Origin of the sequence: Collimonas antrihumi (genome assembly GCF_018304965.1) — a bacterium.
GTDB classification, from domain to species: Bacteria; Pseudomonadota; Gammaproteobacteria; order Burkholderiales; family Burkholderiaceae_D; genus Collimonas; species Collimonas antrihumi.
Map to the genome: position 1 here is coordinate 1 of NZ_JAGQED010000031.1, position 16,094 is coordinate 16,094.

At 56.1% G+C, this 16,094-nt stretch carries 9 protein-coding genes; all 9 read right to left on the reverse strand.

All coding sequences use genetic code 11. The features are described from left to right. Positions 1-93: 93 nt before the first annotated feature. Positions 94-1,794 carry an RHS repeat protein gene (locus KHU29_RS19160; RefSeq protein ID WP_211454790.1) on the reverse strand — a complete coding sequence of 567 codons (1,701 nt, stop codon included), beginning with the start codon at positions 1,792-1,794 and terminating at the stop codon, positions 94-96. Then, positions 1,733-2,788, reverse strand: a complete 1,056-nt coding sequence (locus KHU29_RS19165; RefSeq protein ID WP_211454792.1) for a right-handed parallel beta-helix repeat-containing protein — start codon at positions 2,786-2,788, stop codon at positions 1,733-1,735. Before KHU29_RS19165 ends, KHU29_RS19160 begins: the two co-directional genes overlap by 62 nt. 10 nt (positions 2,789-2,798) lie before the next feature. After that, entirely contained in the window at positions 2,799-7,646 is a 4,848-nt protein-coding gene (locus KHU29_RS19170; protein ID WP_211454794.1) for a DUF6765 family protein, read from the reverse strand. 2 nt (positions 7,647-7,648) lie between these two features. Beyond that, on the reverse strand, positions 7,649-9,040 hold the full coding sequence (locus tag KHU29_RS19175) for a DUF192 domain-containing protein (protein WP_211454796.1): 1,392 nt from the start codon (positions 9,038-9,040) through the stop codon (positions 7,649-7,651). After that, on the reverse strand, positions 9,037-9,930 hold the full coding sequence (locus KHU29_RS19180) for a type II secretion system F family protein (protein ID WP_246542297.1): 894 nt from the start codon (positions 9,928-9,930) through the stop codon (positions 9,037-9,039). Before KHU29_RS19180 ends, KHU29_RS19175 begins: the two co-directional genes overlap by 4 nt. A gap of 58 nt (positions 9,931-9,988) precedes the next feature. Continuing rightward, positions 9,989-10,849 (reverse strand): type II secretion system F family protein, encoded by an 861-nt coding sequence (locus KHU29_RS19185; protein ID WP_211454800.1) that lies wholly within the window; start codon positions 10,847-10,849, stop codon positions 9,989-9,991. A 12-nt stretch (positions 10,850-10,861) separates the two neighbouring features. Next, a complete protein-coding gene (locus tag KHU29_RS19190) occupies positions 10,862-12,715 on the reverse strand; it encodes a TadA family conjugal transfer-associated ATPase (RefSeq protein WP_211454803.1) in 1,854 nt (617 codons plus the stop codon). 21 nt (positions 12,716-12,736) lie between these two features. Beyond that, positions 12,737-14,929 (reverse strand): pilus assembly protein N-terminal domain-containing protein, encoded by a 2,193-nt coding sequence (locus tag KHU29_RS19195; RefSeq protein WP_246542287.1) that lies wholly within the window; start codon positions 14,927-14,929, stop codon positions 12,737-12,739. A gap of 157 nt (positions 14,930-15,086) precedes the next feature. Beyond that, complete coding sequence (cpaB, locus tag KHU29_RS19200) at positions 15,087-16,094, reverse strand: Flp pilus assembly protein CpaB (protein WP_211454807.1); 1,008 nt, start codon at positions 16,092-16,094, stop codon at positions 15,087-15,089.

A 16,094-nucleotide genomic window follows, 5' to 3' on the forward strand; every position in this document is an offset into this window, starting at 1 on the left:
GGCATCATTCGTCTGAGAATGGCTTCCTTGCGTTCTAATGAATAGCGTTTCACTGCATGTCTTCGCTCCGCCCCCTGAGCTTTTTAAGAAAAATCAGATGACGCGACATCTATCCTGACACAGGGGGCGTTCGCCGCGATGGTTGTAGCTATAGCTGGCCAGGCTGCGGTTTTCCTGGCGTATTTCAGACAATTTGCCGAACGCATCCCAGACATATTCCCGATTGGCGATACGCTGCGGCTGGCCGCCGCTATCGTATTTCGTGTGGTTTGCTGCGCTGCCAAGCGAGCGGTTGCTGTTGGCCGCATAGACATTCTTGACCGAATTGGTGGTCAGGTCAGCCTGGTCCTTGATCCCTTGCTGCCCCAGCAGCCGGTTGCCGGCGCCGTCATAGAAATAGCGGTCGGTGCTTTGCGGTGCGCTTGCCACGATCAGACGGTCCTGGGCGTCGTAGGCGTAGCTGCCGGTTTGCTGATGTGGCGCAGTCAGCATCCCCCGATTCTGGATATGCAGCAAATTACCTTGCGTGTCCCACAAGTAGCGCTGATCCAGCAGCGCTTGCGAGTCCTCCGGCAAACCAAGCGCGCCTGGCAACCCGGACGTGCCATTGACGGCGCTGGCGGGCGTTGCGGCTGCCTGCGCATCGGCGATGCCCAGCACGCGTTCCAGCATGGCGGTCTGCACGTTGCCGCTATTGGCCGGACGGCGATATACCACCCTTGCCAACGCGCCTTCCCTGCTGCGCTGGAATTGGGCCTCGATGCCATTGCCGTAGGCATAGCTCTTGAGCCCGACGATGTCGCGTTCGATGTTTTGTACCAGCACCTTGGCAGGCAACAACCACTGGAGCCAGGGCGTTTGAATCCGGCTGCGCGTCAGTGCAACGATCTGATCCTGGCCATTACGCTGATACTGAATTGCACTGCCGTCCGGCAGGCTGACGCTTTGCAATTGTTCGTGTTCGTCGTAGCGATAGCGGGTAATGGCGCTGATAGCGGAGGGCGATGTGCTGCCGTTGATCTGTTTCAGCGTCACCGTCTTGCTCACCATCAGTCCGCGTTGGTTGTAGGCATAACGTTCGCTTTGGGTCGGGTAATCCAGCGCGACCAGCCGTTGCCCTTGGTATTGCCAACTGGTGACGACCGGTTCGCTGGTCTTGGCGTCAAACACGGTTTGTTTGCTGATACGCCCCATGGGGTCGTACTCATAGCGAGCGCGATTGCCATTGCCGTCGGCGCTTGCTGTCAGGCGTCCGGCGGCGTCGAAGGCGCGCGTGCTGGTGCCGCTGTCAGGGCTGATGATGGCGACCGTGCGGTCGAAATCATCTCTGATGGTGCGGGTGACGGCGCCGTTCGGTGCTGTCACTGCCGCGGCTCTGCCTTGGCTATCGTTCTCGAACCTGACCACGCTATTGGCGGCTGACGTCACGTCAGTCAGGTGCAGATTGGCATCGTAACGATAGCGCTTTTGGCGGCCCAGGCTATCGCTCAATATGGCGGGCATATTCTGGTCGTTGTAGGCGATCCGTTTGATGCCGCCGGTGTTGTCCCATGTTGCTATCAGACGATTCTGAGCGTCGTAACGATAATGTTGTATCTGCTGAATACGCGCGTTTTGCGTAGCGGATTCGACCAGATTGCTCTCCGTATCGAAACTATTTCGCGCGATCACGCCGAGTGCGCTGGCGGTCCAGATGTTATGGCCGAGAATATCGAAGCCATATCCGCCCCGATTAGAACGGTTGATTAATTCTGCTACCGCTTTCCTTGACCGTACTTCCGTCTTTGACTTCAATCGGCGTTTCTACTTTCACAAAACTGTTCTCTTGCACCACGACTTCCCGGCTGTTGCTCAGTCCGATCGCAATCGTCTTATCCACGCTGCCATCCAGCGTTATGGAATTATTGCGTACGACAGATCCATCGCCATTGCGCAGATAGAGCGTATAGGCAGCCACGCCTCGGTTATTTGTTTTCTGGGTAATTGTGTTGTTTTCAATCAGTGCTTTGGGGCCGAAATTCAAGACTGATACTTTTGCTTCGTCATCTCCCGAAAATTTTGGCTTGCCATCCGCCACAAGCCGATTTTCCAGAATCGCGCCAATATGATTATTGCGGATGACGTTGCCTGTGCCAGACAACAGGATCGGACTAAAGACATCGACAAAATTTATGCTTTCAATGATGAAGCGCGTATCCGTGAACTGTGCATTGGGCAAAACCGGGTAAACCGGATAGGAATAAACAGGAGCCATTTTCCAATTCGTACTGCGCTGAGCCAGCTCGATCCCCGTACCGACGCCTTTGATGGTTCCGTTGTGTATGCGGATGTTCTTTCCGTGCCCCGAGATGCCGGTATAGCCTCGCGTTCCGATCGTCCCGAGAGTATGTCCACGCAGATCAACGTCAACATTGTCAGCTTCAATGTCTATAAAATTTCCGCCGCATCCGTGCGCCCATGGGCTGCACGCAAAATCATAGTCCTGGTCCAAGCAATAACGACCAGACTGTCTAATCGCGATGTAGGGCTTGTTGAAACTTGCTTTATCCCAGCGCAATACAACGCAAGAACTCCCAGAATCGTTCTGTACACTCTCAGGCTGACTAGTTGCCCCTGCCTTGGTGCGATTACTTTGAAGCGATCGGTCGGCTTGATTATTTTTGAGAAAAAATTCTCTAAATACAAAAGCCGGCGTAAAAGATATCTCTTCAGTTCTAGCCGGAAAAGCAGCGGCTAACAGGCCAAACATCAAACTGACCCGCAGAGATACAAGTAACTTATCAAACATTATGCAATCCTTATTTAACAAGAATGGTCCCCGGATAATCCTTCTGAGCCAAACTTCCAAGAAAATCATCGCGATTAGATTTACCGGCAGCTTCGTTGTACTTATCTGCGCCCCTTAAATCTATTCCACTTATGCCAAACGTATCCAGGGCATCTTGCAGCGCCGCTAATTTCTTAGGAAAATTTTTGTCTGTATTGTCCTCATTTTCATTAATACCGTTGAACGCAATCAGATACATCTTCAATTCATCCCAATTTTTCGCTTTGGTTTTGTCACCAAATTGCTGCAATTTATTAAAAACAGCCTCTTCCATGTCGAGCGTTCGTTGTTCATTGACATCCCATTTCACAGTATGCGGAGGGAGAAACAAATCGACAGTGCCGCCTTTAGCATCGCTCCAAGCCCCCCACAGCTTACCCTCATGATCATACGTATAATCAGGATCATGCCCATAGAGTCCGTGACCAAGACCCAGATTTTTCTGATCGGCTGTGTAATGTATAAATCCCCATTGAATAACATTTACCTCTTTAAGCGGATCAAAAGAAATATTGTTCTCATCGCGGTGGGCAAAAGTGTCTTCAAAAGCATGCAGGTATTCTCCAGAAAATTGGAGGCAAGCATTTCGCTTCCCAGCTGCATCTGCAGTGATCGCTGCGGAGAATAAATTATCAAGTTGGGCGCTGCTAGGATTTTTTATATTGGTTCCATCCGTTCCGCCCGGCATAACAAAATGGTATTTCAGGAGCGCATCTGCATTTTCCTGCATAGATTTGAGACTTAAGCCATCTGGCATAGGAGTAGTGAGCGGATTGTCATCAACATATTGATCACCCAATGCGATGATTCGAGCATCCTTGCTATCGACGCCTGCCATCAATGCTAGAAAGAGAGTCATGTAATAGTGAGTATCACGCTCATACAGACCCAACGGATCAATTTTATTGATGGGATCACCCGATACATACGTATAGGCATCAGATCCTTCCAGATAGCCCAATGGATCAGGTTGCAAATAGCGCCCGGCGGCGGGATTATAGGTTCGATGATAATTATCATGTAAACCAGTCTCAGCGTCGTAATATTGCCCTGGCAAGCGTAAATTGAGCGTGCTGCCTTCCTTGCTTTGAATTTTTGCTTGTCCCCAAGGGGCGACGTCGGCTTGCCAAACCATATGTTGGCTGCTATCCGTCATAGCTATTGGCGCACCACGTTGATCGGTATGGATGTAGAGAATTCGCTGCTCTTTACCTCTTTCGCTTTCCAACTTAGCAATCGGGGTCTCATTGCCGTCCGCAGTTAGATATAGATATTGCGTTCTGATATGCCCCTGCGCATCAATTTCTGCAGCTAAACGGCCTTTGTCCCACAAATAGCGGGTAGTGGTAGCAGCGCTCTGCTGGTTACCATAAACGACTTTGGTGACCCGTTGACTGAAGCTGTTGTAACGATATGTGACAACTAGCATACCGCTCTTGCTGTCGACTATTGTTTCAACCTGGCCTTCTGGCGTATAGCGATAGCGGAACTCACCGTCGTCTATTACTCGGCCAAGTTTGTCGCGATGACTAGGCGTCAAATGCAATATGCTGTTACTTGTGGCGGCTACTTTCAGCGGACCATAGTTTCCTTTAGCTGATTTTAACGCGCCGAATCCGGAGTAATCATAAGTAGCTTTTACGATACCGCTGCCGGGATTGGTCCGCGTATCGGCGGCGGCTTGCAGAGCCCGGATGCGCGGGCCTACACCGTAGTCATAACGCCAGCTGGCGATACTGTTGCGGTCGGCACCGATCTTCATCGACGTCAGGCGTCCGGCGATATCAAATCCTTTCGCCGTCTTAATCCCGTTGCCTTGGGTATAGCCGGTCAGACCGTTGTAGGGATTAAAGCCGATATCGGCGACCACGGTTTGTTTTGGCAGAATAGCTTTAGCCCATTGCAGCCAAGCCGGCAGTTTCTCGATTTGGCCAGCAATGCTGGCTGAGCGCTCGCCTTGCAGGCTGATGCTGCGCGCTACCTGCGTTGCTTGGTCGCGTTCAATCTGCATCACCTGGCCGTCGGCCAGGCGCTGGGTGCTGGGCTCACCTGTACGCGGGTCATAGGTCGTGGCCAGGGTGTAGCTTTGCTGGTCGATGGTGATGCGGGTCTGCGCTATGCGGCCTGCGGCATCGTAGGCATAGGCGGTGGTTTGAACCGGATCCGTGACGTCGATGAGCCGGTTGCCTTGATAGCGCAAGGTTACCGTCGAGACTTTGGCGGTGCCGGCGGCAGTTGTTGTTTTTTGAATCATGCGGCCCGCCAGGTCGTAGCGGAAGTCGATGCTGCTGCCGTCTGCCTGGTCGAGCCGGATCATCCGGTCGCGGATATCGTAGCTGGCGATCTTATTGCCGTAATCGGCCAGGTGGATTTTCAGCACACGGCCGAAATCGTCGCGCAAGATATTGGGTTGAATTTTTCTTGTTGTCTCATCGGATGACGACGGCGCCAGTTGAAAATTGATCCGCAGCATGCCGTCTGCCGCCAGATCGATGTTGGCGCGTGCAGTATTGCTCTTGTTTGCTGCACTCAGATGCAATACATCGTCGCCGTCCAGATGCCTTGCCAGTCTTCCTTGTGCATCGTAGGCATAGGTATCGAGCCTGCCGTCTGGCTGCAACTGGCGAGACAGCCGGTTGTTTTCGTCGTAGCTGCGGTAAGTCGCCCGAACCAGCTTGCCTTGCGCTTGTTCCTCTGCGGGCTCGTACAAACCGCTGACCTTGACCCTGCCTTCGGTATCCAGGCTGAGCTCACTGAAATACCCTTGCGCGTCTTCCATGTGAACCGGCCGGCCGGCGCTGTCGTAGCGCAAGCTGATGCCACGGCCGGCGGCGTCGGACAGCGCGCTGACCTGATCCAGTGCATTGTACTGGCGTTCAGTGATCAGTCCGGCACGTTCGGTGCGCGTGACCATGCCTAGCGTGTTGTATGCCAGATTGGTGACGATGCCGTCATCCGCAATATCTTGCGACAAGCGTCCGGTGCCTTCGTCGCGCGTGAAGTGGCGACTGAGATTGAGCGGATACGTGACCGCTGTGACAAAGCTGCCACGATGGTCATACGCGATCTGGGTGACGTCGGAATCGCTCGGATCATTGTTCGGACCATTCGCCAGCGGTCCGTCAATCCGGCTCAGCAGGCTGCGGCCATTGATCTTGCTGTAGCCATAGCTGGTACTGCGCTCGATAGCCGCTGCCGCTGTCTTGCCATCGACGGCCGGCGCGAAGCCGCTTTCGCTGACCTTGGTCACCTGGCCCACATCGTTATAGGCAATCCGGGTGATCACTTCCTTGCCCGCAATCACACTCGGCCGGGCAATCACTATCGGCGTCGAGCTGGGCTGCGCAGCGGGGTTGTTCTTGTCCAGCGCCGGATATTCGTAGCGGGTCAGCCATTGCGCCGGCTGCGGCTTGCCATTTGCGTAGCCGATGCGGCTGGTGCGCACAATCCGTCCGTAACTATCGAATTCAGTCTTGCTGGTCGTAATCGCCTGCCCGCCGTCATTGAGTTGCGTAGTCTCGGTCAGCCGTCCCACCATGTCGTAACCGTAACGCACATTGCTTGGGCCGCAGGTGGCGCAACCGGCGCCGCGGATTTCGAGCAAGCGGTATTCGCCGCCAATGATGCTATAGCTGTAGCTGGTCCTTTGGCCCAGACTGTTGGTCAGGATCACCTTGTTGGTTGGCTGGCGGTCGAAGAAGACTTGCTCCAGGCCGGTGCCCGGCGCCAGACGCTTCGGTTCCAGCGGCTTGCCGTCTTTATCCGCTTGCAACCGCGCCGGACTGCCCTTGACACTCAAGATGCCGCGGCCATTCTGGTCGTAGATCCAGGTGCTTAGCCGCTGATTGACCAGCTTGCCATCACTGCCGCTGCCGTTGACGCTGATACCGGTCAGGAGCGTCGGGAAATGCGGGTCTTCATAGTGGTAGGTGCGGCTGACGCTGCTCGTGCTGGTGCCGCGTTCGGTATAGGCGTGTGCTTTCCGATTGGCATCGTAGCTGGTCGGAATCGTCACCTTGACCAGGTTGGCCAGCAACAGCGCCTTGTCGAGCGTGCTGCCTTGCGGCGCTTCGCTGCCGTAGCTGTAACCGAAGCGGCCTACCGGGCTGTCGATGCTTTGCACACCACGAAAACGGTCACCTTGCCGTGCACTTTGCTTGTCGAGGTAGTTCAGGTGCAGGCTGCGGCCTTGCGGATCGGTCACTTTGAGCAACATGCCTTTGGCATCGCGCGTCAGGCTGACGAATTCGCCGGTCGGCGCGGCGATCTGCACCAGCTTGCCGTCGCTGTTGAAGTTCAGCTGGCGGCCGTTGGGCCAGATCCAGGTGTATTCGTCGCCGTTGTGCTTCTTCTCGATCAGCAACTTGCCGTTGGCAGGATTGGCGCTGCTGCACAGGCTCGGATGGCTCGGATCGCGATCGAAGATGATACGGGTGCCGTCGGCCTGCACAATCTGGATGTTGCTGCTGGAGACATACAGGTCGGTTTCATAGCTGAGCTTCCAGCCACGGCCAAACGCGCCGTTGGGCACATTGGGCATACTGTACTGGCTGTTGTAGTGACGGATGATCTCCAGCCCCAGCACCCCGGGCAGCGCCGGCAAGTCAGTCTCTTGCTGGTACTTGTTGCCGTTGATGATGTTGATCGGGTTGCCGGCCCCCTGGTTGGTGCTGCTGTCGTTACCGAGGCTGGCAGCCTGGGGGCCGCCGTTGCAGGTCTGGCCGCCCGGGCTCGGGCCGCAGGCCTGCACCGGAGCCGATCCGGAAAACAACGCGGCCAGTAACGCCGGGATAGCAAATAGTTTAGGCAATAGACGCATGATCAAGCTCCGTTACAGACTGGGCAGTTAGGGCCCGTACAGGTTCCGCCCGGATCAACCGGTTTAGGCGGCACTGTGCAACCGACACTTCCGCATGCAGGAGGATCGGTGGTGACGACAGGCGGATCTCCCGGATTGGTCGGATCACCGCCATTGCCCATGCCTGGCGTTGATACAGGGTTGTCAGGTTCGATAGCATCCGATTGCATCTGCATGGTGACATTGGTCACCACAGGTATGCGGCCGTTGTTGACCAGCTGCGTGTAAACCGGGTCCGTTTTGGTATCGAGCCATTTCAGGTACTTGGTGTAAATCAAACCCATCAACGGCACCTTGGGTGTATAGCCTTGCGTGATGCGCACCTTGATCACGTTGGCGTCCTGGAGACTTTGCCCGGAACTGCTTCCTATCTTGCTGGAATCCTTGAACGCCAGATTGCGGTTGGGAATCACACGCTTACCGTTACCTACCGTTTGAGTGAGGGTGTCGTCCTTCCAGTCGTCGAAGCTTTCTTTCGTAGGATTGAGAAGCTCGATCCATGCGCCACCTTGGGCCAGGGACTTGCTGCAGGCAGCCTGGTCATCGGCGGTAAACGTCGCTCCCGCCAAGGCTTGCGCCGCAGCCAGGTCGCCCGGATTTTTAGTGGATTCGCAGATAGCCAGCGCCCTGGACCTGGCCAATTGCTGCACGGTCAGTCCGCCGCCGTAGAGCGGGATCAAGGCATTCGTATAGGCTTTTCCGACAGAAGACAAACTGGCGTTGGCCATGCTTCCCGCGCGGGCGGCCATGAAGCTGGCCTGATTCATTTGGTTTTTGGCAAAAAACAGCATGCCGTATTGCAGTACGGCCAATCCTAACAAGCTGATGATCGGGCCCACCACGGCAAACTCGATCATCGACGCCCCGCGCTGCAAGCGCATGGATGGTTTTGCTGCTGCTTTCCGATACGGCGCAGCCGATGCTTGCAGGTCGACCGCCTCGCTCTGTTTCCCGGCCTCGAAATAGGGATGGCACAAGCGATCGCCTTGGCGAATTGCGAACTTGTCGACCGCCCCGCCGGGCAGTTCCAACGTGTGGACCGCGCGCGCCAGACGTCGCCCTTGCGCATCTGTCCCCGAGCTGCGGCTAGCGCGCCATGGCTTGAGATTGGGCACACATTTGGTGACGATACCGTTTGCATCGAGGTAAATCACATCAATTGCGTAGCGCATGAACGCGGTGTGAACGCTTGGACAGCGCGTGATCAGCATGCCAGGCATTTTTTTTATGCACACCTGCATCGGACGGCTCATCATCAAACCGACGAAGCGCTGCAGGAAATTATCGGCCAGCCTGAGCTCGAACTCATGCATGCCACTGCTGGTTTGTATGGTTGCAGTTTGGAAGTTTTTCATAGACCTGAATGTATGAACTTCATCACAATCGGAAAGAACAGCACAATGAAAGTGCATGGAAAAATAAAGACGATCAATGGAAACAACATCTTTACCGGCGCTTCCATGGCCAATTTTTCCGCCCGTAAAAAGCGTTCGGTACGACGCTGATCCGCCTGCGCACGCAGTACCGGCCCCAGATTCATGCCCATGCTCTCCGCTTGAATCACGGCAGTCGTAAAATTGGTGACGCTGGCTTCGTTCAGGCGATCGGCCATGTCACGTAACGACATGGCGCGCCCTTTACCCGCGCGGATATCACGCAGGACACGCTGGAACTCTTCCCGCAAGACACCTTTCGGCCCCTTTGCCACTGCCTGGTTCATCGCACCTTGCATGTTGAGCCCGGCTTCGACGCACAGCGTAATGATGTCTAGATAAAACGGCAGTGTCTTGAGCAACTCGCGACGCCTGGCGCCCAGCAGGTCGCTCAGCCAGATCGCCGGGTAAGCCCAGCCGCACAAAGCGCCGCAGGCAGTTACCTGCAAATAGAGGCTGCTGCGAAAGCCTGTGTCATCCGCCGAAGCATGATCGAAAGAACCTAGCCCCCACCAAAATGCAATCGCCGCCAGCGCCGCTGCGAATATGCGGCTCGCCATGAATTGCGTCGGGCTGATAGTGAAATCCAGCCCGGCCTTGCGCAAACGCGTCAGCAATGCGGCATGCGCCTTGCCGGAGATAAGCGGGTTGATGTAATAACTGATTGCCTGAATCGGCCACCATACCAGACGAAAGCCCAGCGGCGGCGGGTCCTTGTATTCACGATCTTCTTCCGGGACTGCAGCTACCGCGCGACTGATCAGCCACGCCACCAGCGCTACCGAGAGGCCGATCGCCAATGCAAACAGCATGCTGATCAAGCCAAAATTTTTACTCACTGCGTCATTCATATCGATGCTCTCTTGCCGATCAGACGTCAATCGCAATAATCTTGCGAATCACAAACACGCCCATGAACTCAAAAAAGGCAATCACGCCAAGCGTGGCCCATCCGGTGCGGCTGTGCCACAGCAAGCTCATGGCTTCCGGTTCCATCTTGTTAAGAATCGCCATCAGCACCATCGGCAACAATCCGACCACCCAGGCTTGCAGTTTTCCTTGTGCGGTAAGGGCGCCGATCTTGCCTTCCATTTGTAGACGGCTGCGAATGGTGTTTGCTGTGCGCTCCAGCGTCTCGGCCAGGCCGCCGCCGGTTTCATTGGCGATACGCATTGCCGACACGACCAGCGTCGTGGTTTGGGTTGGCATACGGCGCGCCAGGTTGTTCAGGCTCTGTTCCAAAGTGACGCCCAGGCGCTGTTCGCGGATCATGAGTGAAAACTCCTGCCCCAACGGCGCTTGCGCTTCAGTGACCAGTTGCTGGATCGCAGAAGTCAGGCCGACGCCGGCGCGCATGCCGCCGGATAGCATCATCAAGGCATCAGGCAGTTGCTCTTCGAATTTGCGCAGGCGACGCTTGCGCATCCATGCATACAAGGTGCGCGGCAACAATGCCAGTGCAAAGAACACGGGGAGTGCGATGACGGCGGTGCCTGTGATGATCCATACCAGTAAGCCGCCAAGCGCCATGACGGCGAGGTTGGCCACGAACAGTTTGGTCGGATCGATGAACAGAAAAAATTCCTGCGCCTGGAACTTGGTGCGTTCGGTGAAATTAGCGCGGTAGCGATTCATCGTCACCGTTCCCATGTCGATGATGAACCAGCCCAGCAGTCCTGCCGACAGGGCCACTACGACGGTAATGATGGTGAGCATGTTGCTGTTATTCATGGCTCCGCCCTGTCAATTGGCTGTATGCATGGAATTGTGTTCGGCATGAGCACCCTGCATTTCATCGAACGGTTTGAAGATGGCCATGTCAAGATCGCTGCCGGTAGCACGCAATTCCTCATAGAAGGTCGGCACCATGTCGCAGCCGCTGAAGTAGCCGGTTACCTTGTTGTGTGGCCCGGTATAACCTTTATTGACGAATTTGAATAACTCCTGAATCTGGATTTTTCCGCTTTCCATGCCGGTCAGTTCGGTAATGCTGGTGACCATCCGCGTGCCGCAGCCAAAACGGGTCTGCTGCACGACGATGTCGACTGCCGATGAAATCTGTTCGCGAATCGCCACCAGCGGCAAATCCATACCCGCCATCAAAACCATGGTTTCCAGACGAGCCAGGCCGTCGCGCGGCGTATTGGCATGAAGCGTCGTCAACGACCCTTCATGGCCGGTGTTCATCGCCTGCAACATGTCCATCGCTTCCGCGCCGCGACACTCGCCGACCACAATCCGGTCCGGACGCATCCGCAAGGTGTTCTTGACCAGTTCCCGGATCAGCACTGCGCCCTTGCCTTCGACGTTGGCAGGACGCGATTCGAGACTGATCAAGTGTTCATGGTGCAATTTGAGCTCAGCCGCGTCCTCCACCGTGATGACGCGTTCGCCGGCAGGAATAAAATTGGACAGGATATTGAGCAGAGTGGTTTTCCCGGAGCCGGTACCGCCGGAGACGATGATATTCTTGCGCGACAGAACGCAGATTTCCAGAAAGCTCGCCATCGCCGGACTAAGCGCGCCAAATTGCACCAGGTCTTGCGCGCCCAGTTTGCGTCTGGAGAATTTACGAATGGTCAGGCAGGCGCCTTTGAGCGCCAGCGGGGGAATAATCGCATTGACCCGTGAACCGTCTTTCAAGCGCGCATCAACCATCGGCGACGATTCATCGATGCGCCGTCCCAATGGTGCGACGATGCGTTCAATCACCCCCATCACTGCACGGTCTCCGGTGAAGGTAAGCGCATGCTTTTGCAGGCGGCCCGCGCGTTCGACATAGATTTCATCGAATCGGTTGACCATGATTTCGGTCACGCTATCGTCGGCCAGCAATTCTTCCAGCGGCCCCAGGCCGATTGCTTCGTCGAGCACTTGCTTGCACAGCAGCTCGCGATCCAGCTCGGCCGGAATGTCCAGATCCACCTCACGCAGAATCTGGCGTATCAGCGCACTGGTTTCTTTGCGCAGATGCTCATCCGTCATGCTGTGCACGTCGTGGCGCCGCAAGTCCATCGTTTCCAGCAGCTTGGCATGAATGCGCTTGCGCCATTCAAACTCAAGCTCCTTGCGCTTCGGATCCGGTGCAATCACCAGCGCGAAACTGGCGCTCGCCGATGCTTGCGGCGGCTTTTGGTCGGCACCCCCAAAGACTTCTGCCTCCGCTTGTTCTTGCAAGATCTGACGTTGGACCCGCTCGGCAGTCAGCCGCGACGCCTTCAGTTCGTCGGTCGCCATCTGATTACGGATAGCCGCCGTGTCGGAACGCGATTTCGGGTGGGCTGCCTGCACCATGCCGGAATTTTCCCCAAGCTCCATTACGCGCAGCTTGAAAGGACCAATACCGATGACTTCGCCTTCCTTCAATGGCCCATACTGGCCGTCGATACGTGCACCGTTGACGCTGACGCCACCGAACGATCCCATGTCTTCGAGCAGGACACCCGAAGGGGTCTTGAGCAGTCGTGCGTGTTCTTTTGAGACACGCCAGCTATCGAGGCGAACCTCATTCTGCGAGCCTTTGCCGATCACACATTCATCTGGCGCCTGCACCGATTTTTTATTGCCGTCGGAGTCGAGTATTTCTATCTGGAGCATGGTTTCACCTTACTTTTATCTCTACTGCGCCGCGATCGGCAACAGCCATTGCGTGGCGACCCAGCCGCGCTTGCCATCGATCTGTACCGGTGACCAGTAGCCATTGGGAGCCTGCGGTAAACCTTCGACGATGCTACCGCTTGCCAATTGTTGAATCACCGGCGCATTGACATCGGCGCTAGTCCTCAGCGCCAGTTGGTTCAAGGTGACGCGATAACGCCTGGCTTCAGTCGCATCATTGTTCTTGGCGTTGGCCGTGAGCGTAGTGGCATTGGCCGGTTTCAGATCAGGATTACTTGAGCCGATGATGCTGCCTTGCTGATCAGGCCGGGCAATCGTGCTGGCCGAATAAGAGCGAATTGCCGGTTGCAGCTTCGACGGTTCCACCGATGCACTAGCGACCCAACCGTTGACGGCGCCGACGACGACATTGCGCCACTGAGGAAAATCGAGCGGCTGCGGATCGAGGCTGCCCATCTGCACGATGGAGCCGCGCCCAAGTTGCAGCAACGTCCTGCTTTGCTGATCAGGCTCGGCATGCACGATCAAGCCGTCCTGCTTGACTTGCAACGAGCTGCCTCCGACCTGCAGCGGGTTTTGCCCGGCCGGCACCAGTGCCGCACTGGCGGCAGCTCTGATGCTAGCCGCTTGAGCCGGAACGATTGGCGCAGGTTCTGCCGGCGCCATCGCCGGTGCGGCGGATTCATCGCTACCGGTTTCTACGGCAGAAGGATGAACCGGGGCGAGCGAGGGTTGGTTAGTGCGCGCCGGATCGACACCCGGCTGCAGTGGATCCGTCAAATACGGTTTCTTGCCGAAATTGTCTTCCAGGCGCTGACTCGCACGCTGGACCCGGTCGACCAGTCCGGCCGAGCGGCTGTCGACCACGGTGGGAGTAACGAAAACCACCAGTTCGGTCTCATCGTTCTGGAAACGCTTGGAACGGAACAGGGCGCCAAGGATAGGGATATCGCCGAGGAAAGGAACCTTGTCGATATTATTGCTGGTCTTGCGTGAAATCAGGCCCGACAGCACCAGTGTTTCGCCGTTTCTGACATTGAATTCGGTATTGGTTTTGCGCGTGCTGATGGCAGGACCCGCAGTGGTCACGACGGAACCGTCAATGGCGCTGACTTCGCTTTCAATCTTGGCGCGAATCACGCCGTTACGGTCCACTCGCGGTTCGATGTCGAGCTTGATGCCGTATGGCTTGAACATGACGGTCAGGCCGTTGATGGAGGAGACCGAATACGGATACTCGCCGCCGACCAGAAAACTAGCTTTGGAGCCGTTACGCGCCGACAATTGCGGCTCCGACAGAACCGTTGCCTGGCCGTTTTGCGCCAACAGATTCAACTGGGCATTGAGACCCAGATTGACCGCGCTCAACACATTGAGTGCTGACGGCAGCACCACGCCGGTACCGGAGTTACCACCTGGAGCTGTGATCGGCACCGGATTATCCTGGCCTGTTTTTATGTTGATCTGATAGGGACCATCGGTACCGCGCCGTGCCGGACTCCAGATGCCGCCGATGATCGCACCGCCGGTGGAGGTCCATTTCAATCCCAGCTCACGCAGTTCGGTTTTCGGAAACTCGACCACTTTCACATCCATCAGCACCATTTGTTCCCAGCCCAGCTGGTTGGTGAAGTTGACGATCTGCGGATAGCGCTTGGCCAGGTCGTCGATTTTCTTGATGTCGGCATCGGTCAGGTCGTCGCCCTCGACGATCACCTTGTCGCCGATAATTGAAGCCTTGGTGTTGGGGATGGTTGTCAGGAAGGCCGCGATCTCGCGCGCAAAGCGGCTGGTGTCGCCCGGCACGATATTGATCTTGACACGCTGGTAGCGGCCATCTTCATTCCAGATAAACAGCGACGAGGTGCCGGCCGCATTGGCAAACAGGATCACCTCCCGGTTGTCGAGCGCTGCCGCGCTCATGATCTGGCCGTTGCCGACGGCGATGCGGGCGACGCCCGGCGCCGGGAATACGCGCGACTCGCCTACAAACATTTCGATCTCGGGAATCTGCGCCTGGTCGTCCTGCTTTTTGATCGGGTTATAGGGTTGGCTCAGAGCAACAGCTGAGCGTTTGAGGTTGGAGCGATACGTATCTGCGTAGCCATTCTTGGCCGGCAGGTTCACTCCTTTATCGGCGCCGCTTTCAGCGTTGGCAATGTTTGACGGAGCGCTCTGCGCGTTGGCTGTCATGTCGGCCCCGGCAAAAGCAAGCGCTAGAAAAAGCATCAGCGGCTTGACGGGGAAAAAGGGAGATTGGCTATTGTTATTTATCATTGGGGGTCAACTCGTTTTAACTCGCTACTCAGTTCAAATTGCATTCAATCGGCTGCTTTGCTGCGTGCTTGCCTTAACGCTGGCCATTGCCGGCGTTGTTGATCGCGGCCATCGATGATTGCGCGGGATTTGGAATAACTGCTTGACCTGCCGTGGCCTGCGGGCCAGGCCGGATTTGAGCTGCAGCAGCGGGACGTGACATGCCGTCGAGCTGCCCGACAGGATTAGCCGCTGGAGTCTGATATTTGCTGAGCAACAGAGCTTCTTCCGGGATTTTGCTGTTGCCGCCACCGTAAATTACCGGTACCTGATTGTCCGACGGTTCGCGCGTGTTGCCGCCAGTGAGCCCGAGCAACGAAGCGACATCTGCATTGCTGTTGCCGATCGGCTGCTTGTCTTGCGGATTGCGCAGCAGCGCGGTAATTTTCCCGGCTTCACGCGCGACGATAATGTTTTGCGCCTGCTCGGGCGAAGTCTCGAGAGTGACAGTTGAATATTCACGCCGTTCACCGCTCTTCGGATCATCGATCGAGCGTTGACCGGTAGCCATCACCGGAATGCTCTGCAACAGCGGGAATGTAATCTTTTTCCCCTTTTTGTCGATCGTCGCCATCAAGTCCACCATGTCGCCCGGCTCAAGCATTCCCGAGATCGAATTGATTTCATCGACCGCTACTGTCAATGCCCTGTGGCCGGGTGCAACCCGCGCCGAAAAAGTGGGGACTCTTTTGGTCTCCATCAGACCCCATATAATCATCTCGCCGGCATTGACGGGGTAAGCCAGAACCTGGCCTTCGACGCGATCAAACGCATCCGGCAAAATGGCTTGCGAGTGCGAATACTGCAGCGGCACCGAGCGCACCGCGACATTTTCAGAAGACAGTCTTTCGCCTTTCTTCAACTCACGTTTGGCCACCACGACGTCGATAGTCTCGCCTTTGCTGCGCGCTTCGATCGCCTCCATCTGGTGCGACAGGAAACTGCGGGCGGCAAGCGCCGCCAACAGACCGATACTGAGAGCCACGCCGAGAATGATCCAGGTTTTGCCCGGTTTGAATTTTTTAGGTAGGGAAAGCTTCAT